General features: G+C 58.6%; 13 protein-coding genes and 5 pseudogenes. 11 read left to right on the forward strand and 7 right to left on the reverse strand.

What is annotated here, in order from left to right; all coding sequences use genetic code 11:
• Nucleotides 1–143: 143 nt before the first annotated feature.
• The 6 genes and pseudogenes from NKH83_RS10600 to NKH83_RS10625 form a co-directional block, all read right to left on the reverse strand.
• Nucleotides 144–4,544: an NACHT domain-containing protein gene (locus NKH83_RS10600; protein WP_352803870.1), complete on the reverse strand. Its 4,401-nt coding sequence runs from the start codon at nt 4,542–4,544 to the stop codon at nt 144–146.
• Nucleotides 4,545–4,552: 8 nt separating this feature from the next.
• A complete protein-coding gene (locus NKH83_RS10605) occupies nt 4,553–5,023 on the reverse strand; it encodes a type II toxin-antitoxin system VapC family toxin (RefSeq protein ID WP_352803873.1) in 471 nt (156 codons plus the stop codon).
• Nucleotides 5,020–5,658: a DUF433 domain-containing protein gene (locus NKH83_RS10610; RefSeq protein ID WP_352803876.1), complete on the reverse strand. Its 639-nt coding sequence runs from the start codon at nt 5,656–5,658 to the stop codon at nt 5,020–5,022. Before NKH83_RS10610 ends, NKH83_RS10605 begins: the two co-directional genes overlap by 4 nt.
• 556 nt (nt 5,659–6,214) lie before the next feature.
• A complete protein-coding gene (locus NKH83_RS10615; RefSeq protein ID WP_352803878.1) occupies nt 6,215–8,383 on the reverse strand; it encodes an AAA family ATPase in 2,169 nt (722 codons plus the stop codon).
• Between the two features lie 60 nt (nt 8,384–8,443).
• Nucleotides 8,444–8,588: pseudogene (locus tag NKH83_RS10620) on the reverse strand (helix-turn-helix domain-containing protein); the annotation flags it as partial.
• A gap of 224 nt (nt 8,589–8,812) precedes the next feature.
• A pseudogene (locus tag NKH83_RS10625) lies at nt 8,813–9,561 on the reverse strand (NYN domain-containing protein).
• 286 nt (nt 9,562–9,847) lie between these two features.
• Here NKH83_RS10625 and NKH83_RS10630 point away from each other — a divergent pair.
• The 5 genes and pseudogenes from NKH83_RS10630 to NKH83_RS10650 all read left to right on the forward strand — a co-directional run.
• Nucleotides 9,848–10,630 carry an AbiU2 domain-containing protein gene (locus tag NKH83_RS10630; RefSeq protein ID WP_352803881.1) on the forward strand — a complete coding sequence of 261 codons (783 nt, stop codon included), beginning with the start codon at nt 9,848–9,850 and terminating at the stop codon, nt 10,628–10,630.
• Between the two features lie 399 nt (nt 10,631–11,029).
• The gene (locus NKH83_RS10635) at nt 11,030–11,287 is read left to right on the forward strand and encodes a type II toxin-antitoxin system VapB family antitoxin (RefSeq protein ID WP_352803884.1); all 258 of its coding nucleotides are present in this window, start codon (nt 11,030–11,032) and stop codon (nt 11,285–11,287) included.
• Nucleotides 11,287–11,673 carry a type II toxin-antitoxin system VapC family toxin gene (locus NKH83_RS10640; protein ID WP_352803887.1) on the forward strand — a complete coding sequence of 129 codons (387 nt, stop codon included), beginning with the start codon at nt 11,287–11,289 and terminating at the stop codon, nt 11,671–11,673. Before NKH83_RS10635 ends, NKH83_RS10640 begins: the two co-directional genes overlap by 1 nt.
• 2 nt (nt 11,674–11,675) lie before the next feature.
• Nucleotides 11,676–12,823: pseudogene (locus tag NKH83_RS10645) on the forward strand (site-specific integrase).
• Nucleotides 12,824–13,005: 182 nt separating this feature from the next.
• Nucleotides 13,006–13,131: pseudogene (locus NKH83_RS10650) on the forward strand (IS5/IS1182 family transposase); the annotation flags it as partial.
• 203 nt (nt 13,132–13,334) lie between these two features.
• Here NKH83_RS10650 and NKH83_RS10655 read toward each other — a convergent pair.
• Nucleotides 13,335–14,306, reverse strand: a complete 972-nt coding sequence (locus tag NKH83_RS10655; RefSeq protein ID WP_352803890.1) for a LysR substrate-binding domain-containing protein — start codon at nt 14,304–14,306, stop codon at nt 13,335–13,337.
• Nucleotides 14,307–14,491: 185 nt separating this feature from the next.
• Between NKH83_RS10655 and NKH83_RS10660 the strand changes: the two genes are divergently transcribed.
• From NKH83_RS10660 to NKH83_RS10685, 6 genes and pseudogenes are all read left to right on the forward strand, one after another.
• A complete protein-coding gene (locus tag NKH83_RS10660; RefSeq protein ID WP_352803894.1) occupies nt 14,492–14,896 on the forward strand; it encodes an ATP-binding cassette domain-containing protein in 405 nt (134 codons plus the stop codon).
• A gap of 35 nt (nt 14,897–14,931) precedes the next feature.
• On the forward strand, nt 14,932–15,672 hold the full coding sequence (locus NKH83_RS10665; RefSeq protein ID WP_352803955.1) for an amidohydrolase family protein: 741 nt from the start codon (nt 14,932–14,934) through the stop codon (nt 15,670–15,672).
• 35 nt (nt 15,673–15,707) lie between these two features.
• On the forward strand, nt 15,708–16,460 hold the full coding sequence (locus NKH83_RS10670) for an SDR family NAD(P)-dependent oxidoreductase (protein ID WP_352453729.1): 753 nt from the start codon (nt 15,708–15,710) through the stop codon (nt 16,458–16,460).
• A gap of 19 nt (nt 16,461–16,479) precedes the next feature.
• Nucleotides 16,480–17,319, forward strand: coding sequence for a transketolase (locus NKH83_RS10675; RefSeq protein WP_352453734.1), 840 nt, complete (start codon nt 16,480–16,482; stop codon nt 17,317–17,319).
• Entirely contained in the window at nt 17,316–18,338 is a 1,023-nt protein-coding gene (locus NKH83_RS10680; protein WP_502895560.1) for a transketolase family protein, read from the forward strand. Before NKH83_RS10675 ends, NKH83_RS10680 begins: the two co-directional genes overlap by 4 nt.
• Before the next feature lie 106 nt (nt 18,339–18,444).
• Nucleotides 18,445–18,729, forward strand: a pseudogene (locus NKH83_RS10685) (transposase); the annotation flags it as partial.
• Nucleotides 18,730–18,798: the final 69 nt, after the last annotated feature.

Consider the following 18,798-nt stretch of genomic DNA (forward strand, 5'->3'; position numbering starts at 1 on the left):
TGTGATTACCTCCCGCCTTGCTGAAGGGCTGCCGCGACGGGACTGGTCCGCTCCGCTTCGTCCTCGAAAACCACGCGCAATCGTGAATTGGTCTGCCCGACGAACTACCGCTTAGATACGATCCTGCGACAGCTGACGCGATGTCACTCCGTATCGGTCTCGCCCATGAATATCCTTCGCTGTTCGGAGGATGGCTGCTCCCATTTTTCGAGCCTTTCTTGTGCCGTGAGCTTACTGCCGGTCAGGATGTAAGGCGTCGAGAAACTATAGCACCCGCCAAATCCAGAGGAATGCATGGGTGTATCGGCCCGCTTTTCGCCCGAGATCACCCAAATTGGCGTCAGCCCCTGCTTGGCGAGCAGATCAAGAAAGGCATCCTTGCGGACGAGCGCTGCACTTCGCCCACTGCCTTTGATCGACGGATCCATGAAAATGGCCTCGCCATCAGCGAGATATTCGATGGAGCGACCGTCTGAGAGGCGAGCGTTCAGTTCACGCATCAGCCATACGGCTGGGAGATGAATAGTGAGATTTTCCGAAATGCTCTCATCGTAGTTGCCCCGTTCGGCTGTGTATTCAGCTGTCGTGGGGAGGACGTCGATGCCTCTCACTCCCGGATTCCAGTCGGGTTGCCAGGACTTCACCCAATCGTCATCCTCCTTGTTCCACGCCCAAGGGTACTCGCCAAGATAGGCGCGAAGATCCATGTCGCTGGAGGGAACGGCATCGTTGGCCGTCATCAAGGAAGTGGCGATAAGTTCGAGGATACGCTTCCGATTTTGCTTTTTGACAACGAGACACGCCAAGCGTCTCCACGCCTCCACCTCGATATTAGGCTGTCCCGATCGCCACTGCTCGAAACCGCGCAGGACAAGCCAAGCGATGCCCGTGCGAGGGTCGGCGACCTCGATATTCTCTGCGCCATCGATAACATCGTCGCCGGCGTCCAGCCAAGCCAACGCTTGTTCAGGTGTTTCGGGCCCAAACCTTGGCGCGGTCGGAATCCAGAACGCGGGCGTATGGAAGTCTCGCCAACCATCGTCTGACGTACTCGAACGGAGCATGGACGGATCCATATTGCGCTGGTCGCATGGGCTCCGCTTCCTATCAGAAAGAGACGGAAGCGGTGCGACATGGTCTTCCAGGCGTGCGAGCAATTCGTATAACGCTAGCCATTGGTACTTTTTGCCGATGCGTTCCTTGGAATGGGTCATCCGACCACTGCCTTGAGCGCGATCGAACTCGCCGTGGAGCGCTTTGGACCAGCCAAAGTCATGCGCTCTTTTGCAGATCCAGCGTCGCGCCCAGCCGAGATTGAACATGGCGGGTCCGTTTGCGGGCGCCATCGTCTGATACGCAGCCAATTTGCGCCAGTATTCGGCGCGCGCACGCCAATCCTCGTAAACGGTTTCGCCGGCGGCGATGCGAAAACTCTGCCTGGCCTCAACCACCTTCGCCTCGGCGGCGCGATCATGCGGTTTAGCGCTATCCTTTGCGGAGATCGCTTCGATCAAGGCTTCATGGGCGTCGATCATTTCGGGTGTCGCGTCCTTCAGGAACTCACCCAGCCATTGGTCACGAAGCTCTTGGACAGTCGGAAAATGTTCTGCACCGCGTGGCGCCATACTCCATTTACTTACGACGCGATCGATCTGATACCGCGCGAAGTCGCCATCCATGCATGAGGAGGTGATGTCATCTCGGTGTTTGGAACCACCCTCGTAGGTTACAGTATATGTGGCGATGGTTTCATCGGAAACAGGCTCGAGTGGCCATGGTGTGCCCCCTGCGGCATCGAGCTTACCTAGATCAATGTCGGAGGGGAGCGCTCCATTGTGCTGCGCAAATCTGATGAAGCCTCTGGCATGGTCGCGCACAAGGATGTTCGCGGGCTGTGTTCCGGCCGCGAACAGTTCGGTGAAAAGATGGATGGCGAGGCGGGCCAGCAGCGTCTTGTCCCAACGTCCCTGGAGCGCCGCTCCATAAATTGCTGCAAGCAGGCGTTCGACGACATAGGGGTCGTTTGCATCCTCGAAGCGCTCCCACATCTCGATGGCTACGGCCGGACGGTCGGCCAGAATGGAAACGAGGGCTTTGGTGGCTGTATCCCGTATGGCGCGACTGCTGGTCGTCAGATGCCAAGTGAGCAACAGGGCGGTGAGCCTCGCGCGCTCAGCGGAAAGCGAGAGACGATCGATCATCGCCCAGGAGATGAAGTGGTTAGTCTGAGTGCTGGATGCGACGTGGATCGACCATACAGCATCTCGCTCCGGCATTGGGATATCGAACAAGACTTGGTGCGTGTGATGGAAATTTTTGGCGTGGCCAGGCTCGGTTGCCAAGGCAATCATCGTCTCGAGGCGCAATGCGTCTCCGCCGGCCTCATCGATCAGCGCCCAGGTTCGATCGCTGAAGCTGCCTGGCGCGCGGGTGAAGAGACTTTTCTCGAAGGCGTCGTGAGCTGACCACGCTTCGTCGCCGACAACATCGGGCAGTTCAACCCCTACACGCTCTGGGAGAAGGACTGCCATAGCTTCTTCCACACCCCAGAAAATCGGCGCAGACGCCTGCAGCAAGCGACCGTATGGGGCGTTGGGATCCGTGACGGCCCCCTTGGTTGCAAACGATCCAGGTTCTGCCTGCGTCGCGGCCCCAATGAGGTGTTCGGCGACTACGTAGTCGCTGAGGCGTTCGAAAGTGAACCGCACGATGTCAGGATCGTCGTCGGAGTATCCGGGCTGCCCGGTGAGCAACCCCTCATTCTCCAATTGGAACAAGAGGTCCCGTTTGCCGCCGGCGGGTCTGTAGATATTGGCGAGCAGCGCGTTGGCACGCATCCACGTCAGTTCACTTCGTCCGGTCGCGGCCATTTCCTCGGCAAGCGCGGCCAGAGCCTTGGGAACGAGCTGGAGGCGGCGATCGATATCGAGCGCCTGGTTCACATTCTCAGCTACCGCATTGAGATAGAGCCGGAACATGGCGGAGAGACCACGTGGCACAGTGGTCGATGCTCCGCCAATGCTAGAAACCAGCGTATCGCAAACGATGCGCAGGAAGAGGGGCGTAGAGAGTTCTTCAATAGGGTTGGGGGCGTCGGCGAGATTGACGCCTCGCTGGGCGATATAGGCCAGAGCCTGCTCAGCGGAAAAACCACCATGCGTGATCCTGGGAAGCGTCGTTTCCGAAAGGTCTGTGGGAACGACCGACGTTTCGTAGGTTGTTCGGCAGGACAGGACAACGGCGATATGCGGGAATTCTGTCAGATCATGGAGAAAGCCTGGAAGACCGGTGGGCCATATGGCCTGTCCGTTTTGCTCGTTCAGCGCGTCGATCGCGAGAATGGTGCGCGCGCCGCTGGCCTCGCCGAAGGCATTGATGGCGCCGAGGAATTGGCTGACCTGCATGTGCGGGGCGACGTCGAGGAACCGCATGATTTGCTGCCATGGGTCCCCGTCGGCAAGACTTCCGCTCGGAATCATGATCGCAGGCCGACCAGCGTCGAGTTGGTGGGCACAGGCATCGGCAAGCAAGTGGGATTTGCCGGTACCGCCCTCGCCCAGCACGAGAAGGCTCTTGTTTTGAATGAGGTCCCAGTAGGAAAGAGCGAGCTCACGGTGCGCCGCCGAGACCGCGCCTGCGAGATTTGAGACCAGACGGCGAATGTCGATAATGCCGCCCTCGACCTTTTGGTGCCAGCTCAGCACCTCTTCCAAAGCTAGGGAACCGAGGATACGAAGTTTGTCGACCGGAACAGCCCTAGGGTAGCCGCGTGCAGCGAGCTCGAGCCCACAGGCAAAGTCCCGCGCGCGCTGCAGTGCAAGTTCCGCGTCGGCCGGCATGCCCACGTCACGCCAGGTGCGATCGATGCGCTGGGCCAGAGATAGCAGCGCGTCAGCCAATAAGGGGTCATGAGCGAGCGCAAGTATGGATTTTCGGATCGGCAAATCGATGTGCGACTCGGGACTATACCGCTTGCCGAGAAGAGCCTTTGTCCGTTCGAACTTTTTCGAGAGCCATTCTGCGGTGAGCAGTTGCTCGTCAAACCAGAAAGCAATTCGACCCGCCGACTTGGGATTGCTTTCGATCAGCCTTCGCTTGATTTCGTGTGCATCCCAGCGCTCGATCTCGATCGTCCGAGCGGCCGCCGCAGCCGCAGCGATGTGCTCGCTGCACCAATCACCCCATGCCGAGAGGCTGGTTTTGACACCATCGCGTCGAGAGTCAGACAAGTCGATCGGGAAGCATGCGATGAAACGGGTCATCTTCGGATGTTTGACGAGGGCGGTTTCCAGTGACTTGCTGAGCGATGTCAGCATGCTGGGCATCAACGTATAGTACTTGACCTGCCACCCGATCTCGCTGCCATCGGCGAGCGTGGCGAAACACTCGACACCGCCATCCCCGCTCGGGCCCTTCCTGTCAAAGGCGATACGCCCATCAGCGGGCTCGTCATTAGCAAGCTGGCAGCAGAGTTCCTCAAAGGCGTTCGATTGCGCGCCGCGATGAATTCTTATTCTGGAGAAGTCGATATCGGGAAGGGACATTGAGGCAATCAACACAGTGCAATGAAAATGGTGGCGTAGTCAGCGGCGCATGGGTCAAATTCGTCGGGTGGATCCTTAAATGGATTCAGAAGGCGGACACCACGGCCGGCGAAATCCTTCACATTGCGTGTGACGAGGACGAGGCCATGAACACGAGCGGTCGCGGCCAAGGCGAGGTCCCAGCGATCTTTGTTCTTTTCCCCGAGGAGTCTCGTCCATTCGGCAACGATCGATCCATCTATTGGAAGGACGCGGTCCGAAAACGACTTCTCCAACAAATTGATACCCGCGAGGAGGGCCGCTGACCTTTCTGGATCACGGCGCTTGAGCGCTTCGGCGCCGCGGCGCTTCTCGAACAGCGTCGCGGCGCTCAACCGCAGATTTGAATCGTCGATCGTTGCCAGCCAACGACGGACATTTGCGTTACCTCGGCTCCCCGCCTCGCGCAGCACATTTTCGTCGAGCAGATATAGCGTCACGGAATTTTGCGGGGAGCCGCCTCTTCCGAACCGCCATCAGCATCGAACACCCCGAGGTCTGCCATATCGGCAAGAGTGCGCTTCAAACTTCGTGTCGTGTAAGGTCGTCCTCGCTTCGGATAGGCCTTGGCGTATTCGATGGCAGCTTCGACCTGCATCTTATTCAGTGACGGATAGTCCACCAGGATTTCATCGACCGTCTGCTCGCGCGCAAGAGCGGCAATAAGATGCGCAGGCACGTCCGTCTCGCGAATAAAGGCCTCGGACTGCTCCTTGTCGCGATCAACCCAAAGCCTGATATGGTCGAGACGCGCCAGACGGTGCTTTAGATCACTATCGATGCGAGCCAGATCGAGATCAAGCTCGCCAAGCTTTACCATATGCGTGTCGGCCGACAGTTTCCGAAGCGCCTCGTAGAGACGGCGTCGGCCGGCCGGGGTCAGATCCCGGTCAAGTTCATCGGCCAGTCGCAGAAACCGCAGCTCGGCAGGTCCAAGCACGCGCTGGACCGCATTGCCTACCTTGCGTTGCCCGGCACGGATGACGCCGGTATCGACTGCCTTGTTGAGAGTGGTAGCGGAGCGATTGAGCACATAACCTGCCTCACTCAGCGTCAATGTTTGTGCGGAAGCCATTCGCCTCTCCTGTCTCTAATCTTCCCCAAGATAGGGATGAATTAGGAAAGTGCAAGAGCCGAATGCCGCCATGGCGATCTCAATTGTTAGGCGGGCTGTGTCCCACGAACCCTTTCAATCTTACACAAGAACCTGACGGACGGGCCTCGATGCCCGTGAATCGGCGTCTCCTCATTGCAAAGTATGACCTCGAAAGCGGGGGCCTAACTTCAGTGCCCCGAGGTTTAATGTGAGAGCTCTTCCCCCAAGTGTTGGGGCGTCGTCACGCGGCCAGACCTTGACGAGTCAGATCATGAATCCGTGCGTCCAAAACCATTCGTCGTGCAGCATCGATCACGTAGCCATGGTGGGTGAACAGGGGAGACAGTTCTCAGCGAAATCGACAGACTGTCTAGATGAATGTCTGCCGCATGCAAGAAGCGCATCGTTCCCAATCTTATCCTCTCGATGCGCCTTACGTCATGCCGCGCAGCTAAATCCCAGCGGGACTCGATACCACCACAGCACAGGCACTGAACCGATTGGCTCCGCCCAATTCCAAAGAGGCGAAGCGTGCCTACTGGAGAGCCTGCACCTCGCCGTACAGGCGCCTTAGATGTTCGTCCGACATGTCGAGAATCGGCTCGTACATGAATGAATTCAGATGAATGTTCTCAGGGGTCATTAAAACGACCTTCTCAATCACCTTCAGATTCTGCCCCTCTTGCGCGAAGCGCGATCTGAACTCCCTCAATAGAGCCGACGTCTGATTTGAACCAATGCCAGCCAAGTACGCTGCATCATTTATGCGAGTGGCCATGAATTCCTCGGCAAGGAGTCGAATGGCAATCGACAAAACGATCTTGTTCTCAAAGTTCAGGCCATCCCCAGCCCCAAGACAATTGGCAGCCTCCTGATGTATCAAGTCAACGACAACGCCCTGCGCATTCACGGGAGCAACGATTACACCGAACAGTGCAGAGTAAATACCAAATAGATCAGTCTCGGTAATTGTGCGCGAATCCGCCTTCCAGTGCAGGAGTGATGTCAACTTAATAAAATCTGGGTCAGCGTCACCTTTGGTGAATTCAACAAGATTACGCATAAAAGGGATTGAGGCGACCCGCTTCTTGGCATCCGCTGCAAAATTCGGCTTCCAATCATTTACGAAAATGTTCTTTATTCCAGATGCCTGCGTTAAAGTAATCTCCGTATTCGTTTTCACTACCATTAGACAATAAGCATAAGACACAAAGCGGCTATGGACCGTTCTGAAGAAGTCGAAATTATGCGTCAACAGGATCTCAAAAAAATTCCCTCCATCAGCAATCTCTCTCAGATACTGTATTATCGCGTATTTGTTCCGATAATCAAAAGAGTCTGCAATGTCATCGACAACTAGAATCGTTTCTTGTCCAGCGGCTTTCCTTGCCTCAATCTCAAATATGATCTGGAGAATATAGAATGCTTTCTTCTCGCCAGTGCTCAGGACTTGGATCAACGCATCGCGCAGTACGGGTGCGCTCTCGTTTCCGTCCTCAAATGTGAAGCCCAGCTTAAGCACTGGCTGCTGGCCGAGCATCACGTCGATCTTATTCTGCGCTTCCAGTTTGAAAGGCACAAAAAATCGATCGTTGAAGATATCAATCACATTTTCCCATTGGGTCCGCTCAGCTGCGGCCTGGGCTTCGATTTCCTCTTTTCGCTTCTGAGCGACCTTATATTTCTCGAGAAGATCCGTGTAGAGATTGAAGTGACTGCGTATGTACGATTTCCAGACCTCCTGCTTGAAAGCAGCGGCGTTGGCCAACTTCGGCAGGATTCCATCATTCTCGGCTATGTACGCCTCAAATCCACGCATACCCGCATTCTTTTCCAAGAGCTTTCCGATTTCCGCGAACTGCTTCTTCAGTTCGGCATCGTTGGAGATGGCGTCCTTCTCCGCTTTTATGATCGCCTCAAGTTCTTTGGCATCTTTGATCTCGATGACCGTATCCGCGTTCAATCGAATGCTGTGCTTTGCTCGGAAAAAGCCATTGTCGGCTAGACTCTTTGCGATTGTGCTTGCGTTGTAGTAATTGAATGTTCCCTTTCTGAAATACGTCGAAGCCGCCAATAGCTCATTGTATTTCGTGATATAGGCCGCGATCGTATTCTTGAAATCCTTTGTGTTCAGGAACTCGATGACCTTGTCATCAAAAATGATATCGTAGCTCAGCGTCGCAAAAGGGGCGTCGGTTTGCGCGGCAAGTTCTTCGGAAAGTCGTGTCAGGGCGATGAACAGCTTCCCCCCTTCACTGGTAATTGCAAGTGACAGCTCCTGTTCGAGATCTCTTTTCGAACCGGACTGCTCTTTCATTGCTTTAAGAAAGGCCTCCTTCGCATCATCAATCTCCAGATGAAGTGCTTCGTACTCTCTTCGAAGGGCTGGATTCACGAGCAGTGTGGAGGTCCGTGCAGTGTGCCCCATTTCGACGTCATAGGGCAGCACAACGAGGATGTTTTCTGCAGCGACATCGGCACCTGTTTCGTCGGTAATTTTTCGTGTTGATACTCGGCCCGGGAAAATGCGGTCTCGCGATTGAGCACCTTTCGCCACATCCTGAAAGGTGTGGGCTAGCGACGACTTCATCGCGCCGTTGGGCGCATATACTGCGTAGGCGTTCGTCTTCGTGAAATCGAACGTCGCCTCAAGCTTTTTGATGCCGTAGCAATGCTCCAGCGCAACTGAAAGTTTCTTCACCATAGCTCACCCCCTAAATCCTTTCGAACGATATCACAGGTGGACGCCTTGAGCTCCCCTTGTTCATAGGATACCCCACCCTCAATAACGCCCTCACGGTCATTTCGCGCACGCCGAGTTCGGCCATGAGATTGAGGGGACCCCGTGGCGTCACCTTAGCCGCTTTCGCAATCATCGCCGCGGAAACGATCGGACGTGAGAGGACAACGGCCAGTTTCGAAGGTGCAGATCAGGGCGGCCGATGCTCTCGTGCAGATCGAGGATCGCCTGAGAAGAGTGGACGTCGACCAGCAACCGGTCTCGGACTTGATTGAGGAGACCAGATCGAGGCCGCCGACCTGCTTTGTGGTGACGATGGACGACCCTTTGCAATTCTTCCCGTCTCGGGTTTCAAACGTGTATTTCGCCCGGGGTTACCACCCGCCCACTCTTTCAACCATTGGATCGCGGCCTCGGAGACTTCGTGGTCGAGGGGCGGCTTTCTGTTGTCGGCCTGATGCGTATTCGTATGCTGCCGCCTTCCGGATGCTCAATGTCAAAAGCATTCGTTTTCCGCACCAGATCGCTCAGTTTTCGAAGCCGAACGTCCGCGGATCGAAATCAGAAGCAAGGTTGGCAAGCTGGGTGCCGACTGCACCGAGCAGAACCCAGCCGTCCTCGCTCTCCATCTGTGCGATGACCTCCCGGATGATTGGCACGGCCGATGAAGGTTGTTGCAAACGGCTTCGTGCTTGGTGAGGCCTCGGGCTCATTTGCCGGAGAGGACGGCAACAGGTTGTCGGTATAGATAAATCGTCGGCAGGCTTGCCGGAAGCTTTCGGGCGTTTTCTGCTCACCGAAACCGAATACATCGACGCCCTGCTCGCGGATGCGGGCCGCGAGCCGCGAGCCGCGTGAAGTCGCTGTCGGATGAGACGAGGCAGAATCCGTCAAACCGCCCACTGTGGAGCAGGTCCATCGCATCGCACCAAGGTGATATATCTGAGGCATTCTTGCCTGTCGTGTAGCGAACTGTTGCTGAGGGATGATGGCGTGCTTCGAAAGGATATCAGCCCAGGCCTTTGAACGCGTGCTCGAGAAGTCGCCATAAATGCGCCGGACGCTGGCTTCCCCCCGATTTTCGCGATCTCTTCAAACAGACCGTCGGAAATTTTGGCCGATGCGTTATCGGCATCGATCAAAACGGCGAGTCGTGGCGCCGGATGCCTCTCGCCGCGATTATGCTCAACGGCAAACTCTCGGCGTTGCGTTGGGTGCTCGGCAATGAGTGGGACATGTTGGACACGTGACGCGACGAAGGTGCAAGACGACACGTCTGGCTGGCCCAGCAGCCTATGGCATCCTTGACAGGGAAGTACATTTCCATCCCATTCGGACTCTGTGGCTTAGCATTGGGCGAGCTCAGCGCGCTCGCCGAATATTTTGAAGAATTCGTTGCGGATGTTCATGCTCAGCTAGGTTCGAAAGGTGATCGAGGTCGAGGTGGCTGGGAGAGAGAAGAGGAAAGCGAAGCGCGCCACACCGGTGCCCGTTGCCGACGCCATGTGTCGGCTCGACCTGGTGCTGAAAGCCCTCGAAAGTGAGACAAGGAGCGCTATCTGGGCGAAGGCGACGCTTGAGGTCGGAAACGCTATCGTGATGGCTGACTATCACGGCCAAACATTCGATGGTGCCGATTGCTACAATGTGCTTCGTAACAGCACTCAGATGGCTCTAGTCCTGTCGCTCTGCAAGCTGTTTGAGAGACCGCGTGGCCGTCAGGGGCAGTCCGAGGTGGCGGCCTTCAACCGCAGTGACCTGGCTTCAATCCCGGTGTTCCTTCATCTGCTTAGGCAAAAACGTTGCCGTGCCAAATTGGTCGAAAGAGCGTGGACAGGCTGGGATGGAAATTCTCTCGGCATGTCGAAGACGTGGGAGGGCGATTGCATGGCGGCTCTGCAACGCTGCGACGATACTGCACGCCGCCTGACATCGCCTCGTGGTCGGCGCGCATCCGCCGCCTTGGGTATTTTCCGCGATGACCACGTTGCGCATCTTTACGCCGAACCGCGGGCTTGGAACGCCAATCGCTACAACGAGCTATTTCTCCTGCTCGATATTGCGTCGGATCTTGTCTCGCATGCGTGCATTGCGTTTCGGGGGTGCAACCTCGATTTCAAGGAAAGGGAGGAGATTTGGATGGGTGAGGCGCGCGCCTTTTGGAAGCCGGCCTTGGCTGCTGCGACTGCGGCCGATCCATATGCGATGTAGGTTTGTCAACGTTGCGGGCTGGTGACAAAACGAAAGCCCTTTAGATACGGGCAGCCGGAGGCATTGCCGTCCCATCAAGGAGGCTTGGGCAACACGAAGAAACTGATTTCGGTGGTTCTGGCCGCCACATTTCTTACGGCGACATCGGCTGCGGGAGAACCGCATTTCGCTGACTACCCGACGAAAACGAGAGGCGTAGTGGCGCGGAGAGGGTTGGGGACGCAGAATCATCGAAAGCACGATGAATCATGGCGGCGCTTTTAGCAATAAAAATAGACAAAAAGCGCTGCGCCTGTCTTGTCAATAAAACGAACGATAATGTTGCCTTATCATTCGTTGTTTACGAGCCTACGGAGCCATGGTAGAATACACCCGAAAGGTAGAATTTTGGAGTCTTTCGTGTCCCTGAACATCAAAAATCCGGCCACCGTTGCTCTCGCCGATGAACTCGCACGCCGCCAGGGTATCAGTAAGACGGCAGCCATTCATCAGGCCCTTAGCGAGCGCTTGCATCGCTTGGGCTTTGGAGAGACCGCTCAGGAGCGTCTGCTAGCAGAATTGCGCGCCATCCGAGAAAGAGTGGCACGATTGCCTGAACTGGATAGTCGCAGCGACGAGGAGATCATCGGGTATGACGAGCACGGCATTCCGACCTGATGGTGATCGACACCTCCGCCATCGTCGCGATCCTGCGCAACGAACCAGAAGCCTTGAGGCTTGAGAAGGCGCTCGTCACCAACCCAATCCGTCTGGTCCCGGCAACCTGCGTGCTCGAGGCGCGCATGGTGCTGGTCAGCCGGCGCGGTGAGCATGCGTTGGCCGAGATCGATCTGTGGCTCCGCAAGATCGAGGCCGGCATCATCGCCGTGGATGCCGATCTCGTCGATGTGGCAACGCAGGCTTGGCTCACCTACGGCAAGGGCCGCCACCCGGCGGCGCTGAATTTTGCCGATTGCCTTTCCTACGCGTTGGCAAAGCGTGCGGACGAACCGCTGCTTTTCGTCGGCAAAGACTTCTCTCAAACGGATATCGAAGCGGCATGAGCATGACTGACGACGCTCCAAGATCATCGGCTGCTTCCGGCGATGACGACATGCCCGACATCATCGACGTCGTCATGGAGATGGGACAGCATCCACAGGAGGGCGAAAAATCCCCCTCCCCTCCCCTGCCGCCTATGCACTCACGGGGACATGGTAGCCTTCCCGGCTATCTGGAAGAGCTTGCCGGCCACGCCCGCGACTATGTCGAGGCGGCCAGTTCGGCCAACACGCGGCGCGCCTACGCCGCCGACTGGAAGCATTTTTGCGCCTGGGCGCGCCGGCAGGGTCTGGAAGTGCTCCCACCTGATCCGCAGACCGTCGGACTCTACATCGCCGCCTGCGCGTCCGGAAAGGTAACAGGGGAGAAAAAACCAAACTCTGTGGCGACGATCGAGCGTCGCCTTTCGTCGCTCTCCTGGAATTTTGCCCAGCGCGGCCAGCCGCTGGACCGCAAGGATCGGCATATCGCCACGGTGATGGCTGGCATTCGCAACACCCACGCCTCCCCTCCGCGGCAGAAGGAAGCGATCCTGCCCGAGGATCTGATCGCCATGCTGGAAACCCTCGACCGCGGCACGCTGCGTGGTCTGCGCGACCGCGCCATGCTGCTTTGGGTTTCGCCGGCGGCCTTCGCCGATCCGAAATCGTCGGCCTCGACATTGGTCGCGACCAGACCGAGGATTCTTCTGGCTGGATTGAGTTTTTTCCTGACAAGGGCGTGCTGGTGACCCTGCGCGGCAAAACCGGTTGGCGCGAGGTCGAGGTTGGCCGCGGCTCCTCCGACGCCACCTGCCCGGTGGTCGCGCTGCAAACCTGGCTGAAGCTGGCGCGGATCGGCCATGGCCCTTTGTTCCGAAGGGTAATAGGGCAAGGCAAAAGAGTCGGCGCCGATCGGCTTAGCGACCAGGAGGTCGCACGCCTGGTCAAGCGCACGGCGCTCGCCGCCGGCGTGCGTGGCGATCTGTCGGAGGGCGAACGCGGTCAAAAGTTTGCTGGCCATTCGCTGCGCGCCGGCCTCGCGTCCTCGGCCGAGGTCGACGAACGCTATGTGCAAAAGCAGCTCGGTCACGCCTCGGCCGAGATGACGCGAAAGTATCAGCGCCGGCGCGATCGTTTCCGCGTCAATCTCACCAAGGCGTCCGGGCTCTGAAAAGCCCCCTCCCTGCCCCGTTTTGTCCGCTGGCATGAGGCGGTCAGATCTCAGGCGATAACATACCTCATCGAGCACAGCGAGCGCTGTATCCAGACTATCGGCGGCCGACGCTTCGTAGTCAGGCATGATCATCAACTGTGTTATGGCACGGCCCACAAGAGGGCATCGCGATAAAAGTACGTCGCCTGCGAGCCCGCTCCTTTTCGGCTCAGCAGACCGAGGTCGCCATCGGCTGCGCCGTTCTCAACCGCATGACGGCGTGCGCACGCCCGGAGTCCGTTCGCTGCCCGGCAAGGCCGACATAGCAGGCGGCATCAAAGAGCTGATTGTGCCTAATGCCACATTTGTGCACCAACGCCTTGTGGCGCGGGCAGCCACAGGCACAGGCTACGCGGAAAATGAAAAGCGGGGCCAACCCATTCGCTTGCACACAGCCTGCGTTTTGCCAGCTCCTCAACCGCAACGTGCTGTCAATCTTCGTCTTGCCATGTCTTGAACGCCGAACTGTTCACGCCATTGGCGCCGCTTTGTCATCCCGTGCCCCGAAATGAGGCCGTCGCTCGAACGATATGCGCAGTTGCTTATCCGCCAGAAACCGGCGAGCCAGATCGGTGTCGCGCTTACCCACGCGTGACACCCAGTCCGAAAACAGGCGAACCGCGCGCCGGTTCATATGCCGCGAAGGACAGACCAGCCAGTATCCCGGAAACTCGATGACCTCGAACTCTATCGAGACCGGAACCAGAGAACCCGACACCAGGTCCTCGAATGCGATGGATGTGCTTTCCAGGACCACACCTGCACCGTCCTTCGCCAGTTGAACCGACGTTGACGAACGGTCGAAACGATAGGGATACGTCATGCGGGCGCCCTGGATACCGTTGCACGGCAGCCAATAATCCCACCGGAAATAGGCCTTCACACTGTCGATCAACCGCGCATGGCGAAGCTGCTCGCGCGGATCCGGTGAGATCGCGCGCAGTTCGGCAAGATAGGAAGGCGAGCACATCGGCAGGATCAGATCGTTGACGACGCAATCCGAATAAAGGCCGGCCCAGCCGCCGTCGCCATAACGAAGATCGAGATCGATGACCTCCGTTTCGAAATCCGAGAAATTGGGCGTGGCGTCGACGCGCAAATTCCAGCTCGGATAGCCCTTGCTGAACTCGGCCAACCGCGGCGCCAGCCATTTCTCGCCGAAGGAAGGACTGACGCGCAGGCTAAGCTGGAAGCTTTCGCGCTGCCGCACAATGGCATTACGCACCTCGCGTATGGATTCGAAAGCCTGGGTCGTGGTCTGGAAGAGCCACTCACCGTCGATCGTGAGCGAGAGATGGCGCTTTTCGCGCTGAAAAAGCCGCACCCCGAGTTGGTGTTCGAGCAGCCGCAGCTGCTGGCTAACCGCCGAAGGTGTCACCTGCAATTCCTGAGCGGCCTTTGCCACGCCGCCGAGCCGCGCGACTGCCTCGAAATGCGTCATCGAATTGAACTTGATGTCTGACCTCGTCCTCGTCGGTTAAGCTCAGCTACACAGAATGTTAAGAAACGAAAATTGAGCCGAATGTCAATCGGTCGCACAGTGGTCCCGGAAGGAGATACAGGATGGAGCCGAGTTCAACCCAAAGCTTGGGTAGCGCCGGCAACGTGCCGGGAGTTGGACAGGTATTGACCAAGAAGCCCCTGATCGAAGCTGCCAATATCGAGAAGAGTTATGACGCAACCCGTGTCCTGCGGGGTGTGAGTTTTCAGGTCCGGGCCGACGAAATCCACGCGCTCCTGGGCGGCAACGGCGCCGGCAAAAGCACTCTCATCCGCATCGTCACAGGGCTGACCTCACGCGAAGCCGGCGAGATTGGCTTCGCCTCGTCGAAGGCCGACCACAACAGCGCGATCATCGCGGTGGTGCATCAGGAGCTGGCGCTGTTGCCCGAGCTGTCCGGTCGCGGAAAACATCGGCATTGTGCATGCGAGGTCGGGCTGGTCGCAGATCAGCCGTCGCCGCACGCGCGAAACTGCGCTCGGAGCGCTCCAGCTGATCGACCCCGCGATCGGCGAAGCGATCATCGATAATGCCGGCCCGCAAATTGTCCCTCCACGAAGGCCAGATCGTCCAGATCGCTCGTGCCCTTTCCACCGGAGCCGAAGTGCTGCTTCTCGATCCCGGCGATCCGGTTGGGGAAACGCGCTGGCTGCAGGAGATCGCCAACAAGCGAGGCTTTCCGCATGGCATCGTCGGCTATGCCGACCTGTCCCAACCCGACGTCGGCGACCTCCTCGACCGCCACATGGAATATCCGAACTTCCGCGGCATGCGGCAGCCGATGAATTATCATCCCGACCCCGCCAAGACCTATCTGGCGCGGCCGGAGGTCAGTCGTACGCCCGAATGGCGGCGCGGCTTCCGGGAGCTGGCGAAGCGCGGGCTGAGCTTCGACCCGCAGCTCTACTATCCGCAGATGAGCGAGTTCCTCGAACTGGCGCGCGACTTTCCCGACGTGCAGATCATTCTCAATCACATCGGCATGCAGGTCGACGGCGCCGAGCATTTTGGCGCCTGGAAAAAAGGCATGCACCAGTTAGCGCAAGCGCCGAACGTCGCCTGGATCTCGGGCCTCGGCATGGGCGACTGGACTTGGACCACGTTCTCGATCCGTCCTTATGTCGAGGAGGCGATCGCAGCCTTCGGCGTCGGCCGCTCGATGTTCGCGACGAACTTCCCCGTCGACAAGCTGTTCTCGAGCTTCGACGCCATTTTGAACGCCTTCAAGGAAATTACGATCGCCCACCCGCACGAGGAGCGGCTCGCGCTGTTCCATGACAACGCCGCCCGGTTCTACCGACTTTAGATCGCCGGCAAACAGAAATAGCAGGAGAGTTCGACTTGTTGCTGAAGGGCAAGGCCGTGGTGATTTCGGGGGCCGCGGGCCCCCGGGGAATTGGCCGCTCCACGGCAGCGCTGATGGTACAGCACGGGGCTCGCGTTGCAATACTCGACCTCGATGACGGGCAAGCGCGTGACGCCGCTGCGTCGCTTGGACCCGACCATATCGGCCTTGCGTGCAACGTCGCGGACCTCGACGCCTGCAAGAGGGCGGCGGCGCAAGTGACAGAAACCTTGGGCAGGATCGATGTGCTCTGCAACAATGCGGGCGTCACGCAGCCGGTCAAGACGCTGGAGATCAGCGCGGCTGACTGGGACCGCATCCTCGATGTCAACCTACGCGGCGTGCTCCATCTCAGCCAGGCATTCATCCCGAACATGCGCGAAAATGGCGGCGGCTCGATCATCTGCATGTCGTCAGTTTCGGCCCAGCGCGGCGGCGGCATCTTCGGTGGCCCGCACTATTCGGCTGCCAAGGCGGGTGTTCTGGGGCTTGCCAAGGCCATGGCGCGCGAATTCGGTCCCGAAGGCATCCGCGTCAACTGCATCACACCGGGCCTGATCCAGACCGACATCACCGGCGGCAAACTGACCAACGCCATGCGCGCCGACATCATCAAGGGAATCCCGCTCAGCCGGCTGGGCGAGGCGCGCGACGTAGCCGGCGCCTATCTCTTCCTGGCTTCCGATCTGGCCAGCTACATCACCGGCGCCGTGATCGATGTCAACGGTGGGATGCTAATCCATGGCTGAGTGGACAACGGAGCTTGAGATGCCTCGCGCTGGCAGCAATGTCAGCCTGGCCGAACGAGCCTATCGTATCCGCCGACACGCCGTGCGGATGGGTCAAGTCCAGGGCCAAGGTTATGTCGGACAGGCGCTGGGTGTCGCCGACGTGCTTGCCGTCGCCTATTTCCATGCGCTTCGTTACCGGCCGGAGGACACGTTGTGGGAGGGACGCGACCGCTTCCTGCTGTCGATCGGACACTATGCGATCGCGCTCTACGCGGCTCTGATCGAAGCGGGCGTGCTGCCGGAGGAAGAGCTCGAAACCTATGGCAGCGATGAAAGCCGTATGCCGATGTCCGGCATGGCGCCATACACGCCCGGCATGGAGATCACCGGCGGCTCGCTCGGTCACGGCCTTGGCATTGCCGTTGGCATGTGCATGGGGCTGACGCGCAAGCGAAGCGACAGTTTCGTCTACAATCTTTTGTCCGACGGCGAGCTCGGTGAGGGCTCGACCTGGGAAGCCGCGATGTCGGCCGCCCACCACAAGCTCGACAATCTCATTGCCATTGTCGACTTCAACAATCAGCAGGCCGATGGTCCGTCGACGGCCATGCTCTCCTCCGAACCGGTGACCGACAAGTTCGAGGCGTTCGGCTGGCATGCGCAGCGCGTCGACGGCAACGACATCGAGGCGGTCCGCAAGGCCTTCGACATGGCGCGCGGCCTGAAGGAACCTCGTCCGCGTGTGATCGTTTGCGATACGCGCATGGCCAAGGGTGTGCCATTCCTGGAAACCCGCGACATCACGCATTTCATCCGCGTCGAACCGCACGAATGGACGTTAGCGCTCGAAGCTTTGGAAAAGGGACGTCCGCGTTGAGGTTGTCAAAGTTCGCGCCGCGCCACGCCGCCAATGCCGGTGAGCGCAAGACCACATCGGCGATGATCGCGTCGATCGCGCCCGATGGCGTACCGACACGCAATGCGCCGTTCGGGCACACACTGGCCAGACTGGCGCACCAGCGGCCCGGGATAGTTGGCCTGACGGCGGACCTCGCGAAATACACCGATCTCCATGTCTTCGCACAGGAGCATCCGGACCGCTTCTATCAGATGGGCATGGCGGAGCAGGTGCTGATGAGCGCCGCCGCCGGCTTGGCGCGGGAGGGTTTTACGCCCTTTGCCACCACCTACGCCGTCTTCGCATCGCGACGTGCCTACGATTTCATCTGCATGGCGATCGCCGAGGAGAAACTCAATGTGAAGATCGTCTGCGCCTTACCGGGGCTGACGACCGGCTACGGCCCCAGCCATCAGGCGACGGAGGACATCGCGATCTTCCGCGGGATGCCGAACCTGACGATCATCGACCCTTGCGACGCGCTCGACATCGAACAGGCCACGGAGGCGATCGCGGACTACAACGGGCCGGTCTACATGCGGCTTTCGCGCGGTAAGGTTCCTGTCGTGCTCGACGAAGACGACTATACATTTGAAATCGGCAAGGCGCGAATGCTGCGCGAGGGCGCGGACGTATTGTTCATTTCCAGCGGCCTGATGACCATGCGCGCGCTGGAGGCCGCGAAGGCGCTTGAAGCCGACAGGATCGGCTGCGCCGTTCTGCACGTTCCGACGATCAAACCTCTGGATACGGAGGCGATACTCGCTGCCGCGCGCCGTTCGGGACGGCTGGTGGTGGCGGCGGAGAACCACACCATCATTGGTGGCCTTGGCGAAGGCGTTGCCGCGCTGCTGATGCGCGAGAGAGTGACCCCAGTCTTTCGCCAGATCGCCCTGCCCGACGAGTTCCTCGACGCTGGCGCGCTGCCGACGCTTCACGATCGCTATGGGATCTCAACTTCCGAGCTCGTGCGCCGCGTCCGCATTTGGAGCGAATGAGAAGTAAGAGCTCTCCCCACACAACAGTTGAGTCATCGACCTTGACCTTGCCCCTCTTATCTAATCCGGTTTGAAGTTCGTTCTGGCCCATCGAGAGGACCAGGACATGAAACGTAGCCGCTTCTCTGAAGAGCAGATCATCGGAATTTTGAAGGAACATGAGGCCGGGGTATCGGTTGCCGATCTGTGCCGCAAGCACGGGGTCAGCGACGCCTCGATTTACAACTGGAAGGCCCGCTTCGGCGGGATGGATGTCTGCGAGGCTCGGCGACTGAAGGCTCTGGAGGACGAGAACACGCGGCTGAAGCGGCTTCTGGCCGACGCCATGCTCGACAATGCCGCGTTGAAGGATCTTGTGGGAAAGAAATGGTGACGCCCGCGGCCAAGCGAAAACCTTTCCAGCGACCAGATCGATCAACTTCAACGCCGACTGCAACGGACCAGGCGATCAAGGAAAGGT

This window comes from Mesorhizobium sp. M0909 (assembly GCF_040319515.1).
Taxonomy (GTDB): domain Bacteria; phylum Pseudomonadota; class Alphaproteobacteria; order Rhizobiales; family Rhizobiaceae; genus Mesorhizobium.

Coding starts and splice junctions, on each gene's coding strand:
- NKH83_RS10600 (WP_352803870.1), bottom strand. CDS start 4,544: ATGTCCCTTCCCGATATCGACTTCTCCAGAATAAGAATTCATCGCGGC.
- NKH83_RS10610 (WP_352803876.1), bottom strand. CDS start 5,658: ATGGCTTCCGCACAAACATTGACGCTGAGTGAGGCAGGTTATGTGCTC.
- NKH83_RS10615 (WP_352803878.1), bottom strand. CDS start 8,383: ATGGTGAAGAAACTTTCAGTTGCGCTGGAGCATTGCTACGGCATCAAA.
- NKH83_RS10640 (WP_352803887.1), top strand. CDS start 11,287: ATGGTGATCGACACCTCCGCCATCGTCGCGATCCTGCGCAACGAACCA.
- NKH83_RS10655 (WP_352803890.1), bottom strand. CDS start 14,306: ATGACGCATTTCGAGGCAGTCGCGCGGCTCGGCGGCGTGGCAAAGGCC.
- NKH83_RS10675 (WP_352453734.1), top strand. CDS start 16,480: ATGCCTCGCGCTGGCAGCAATGTCAGCCTGGCCGAACGAGCCTATCGT.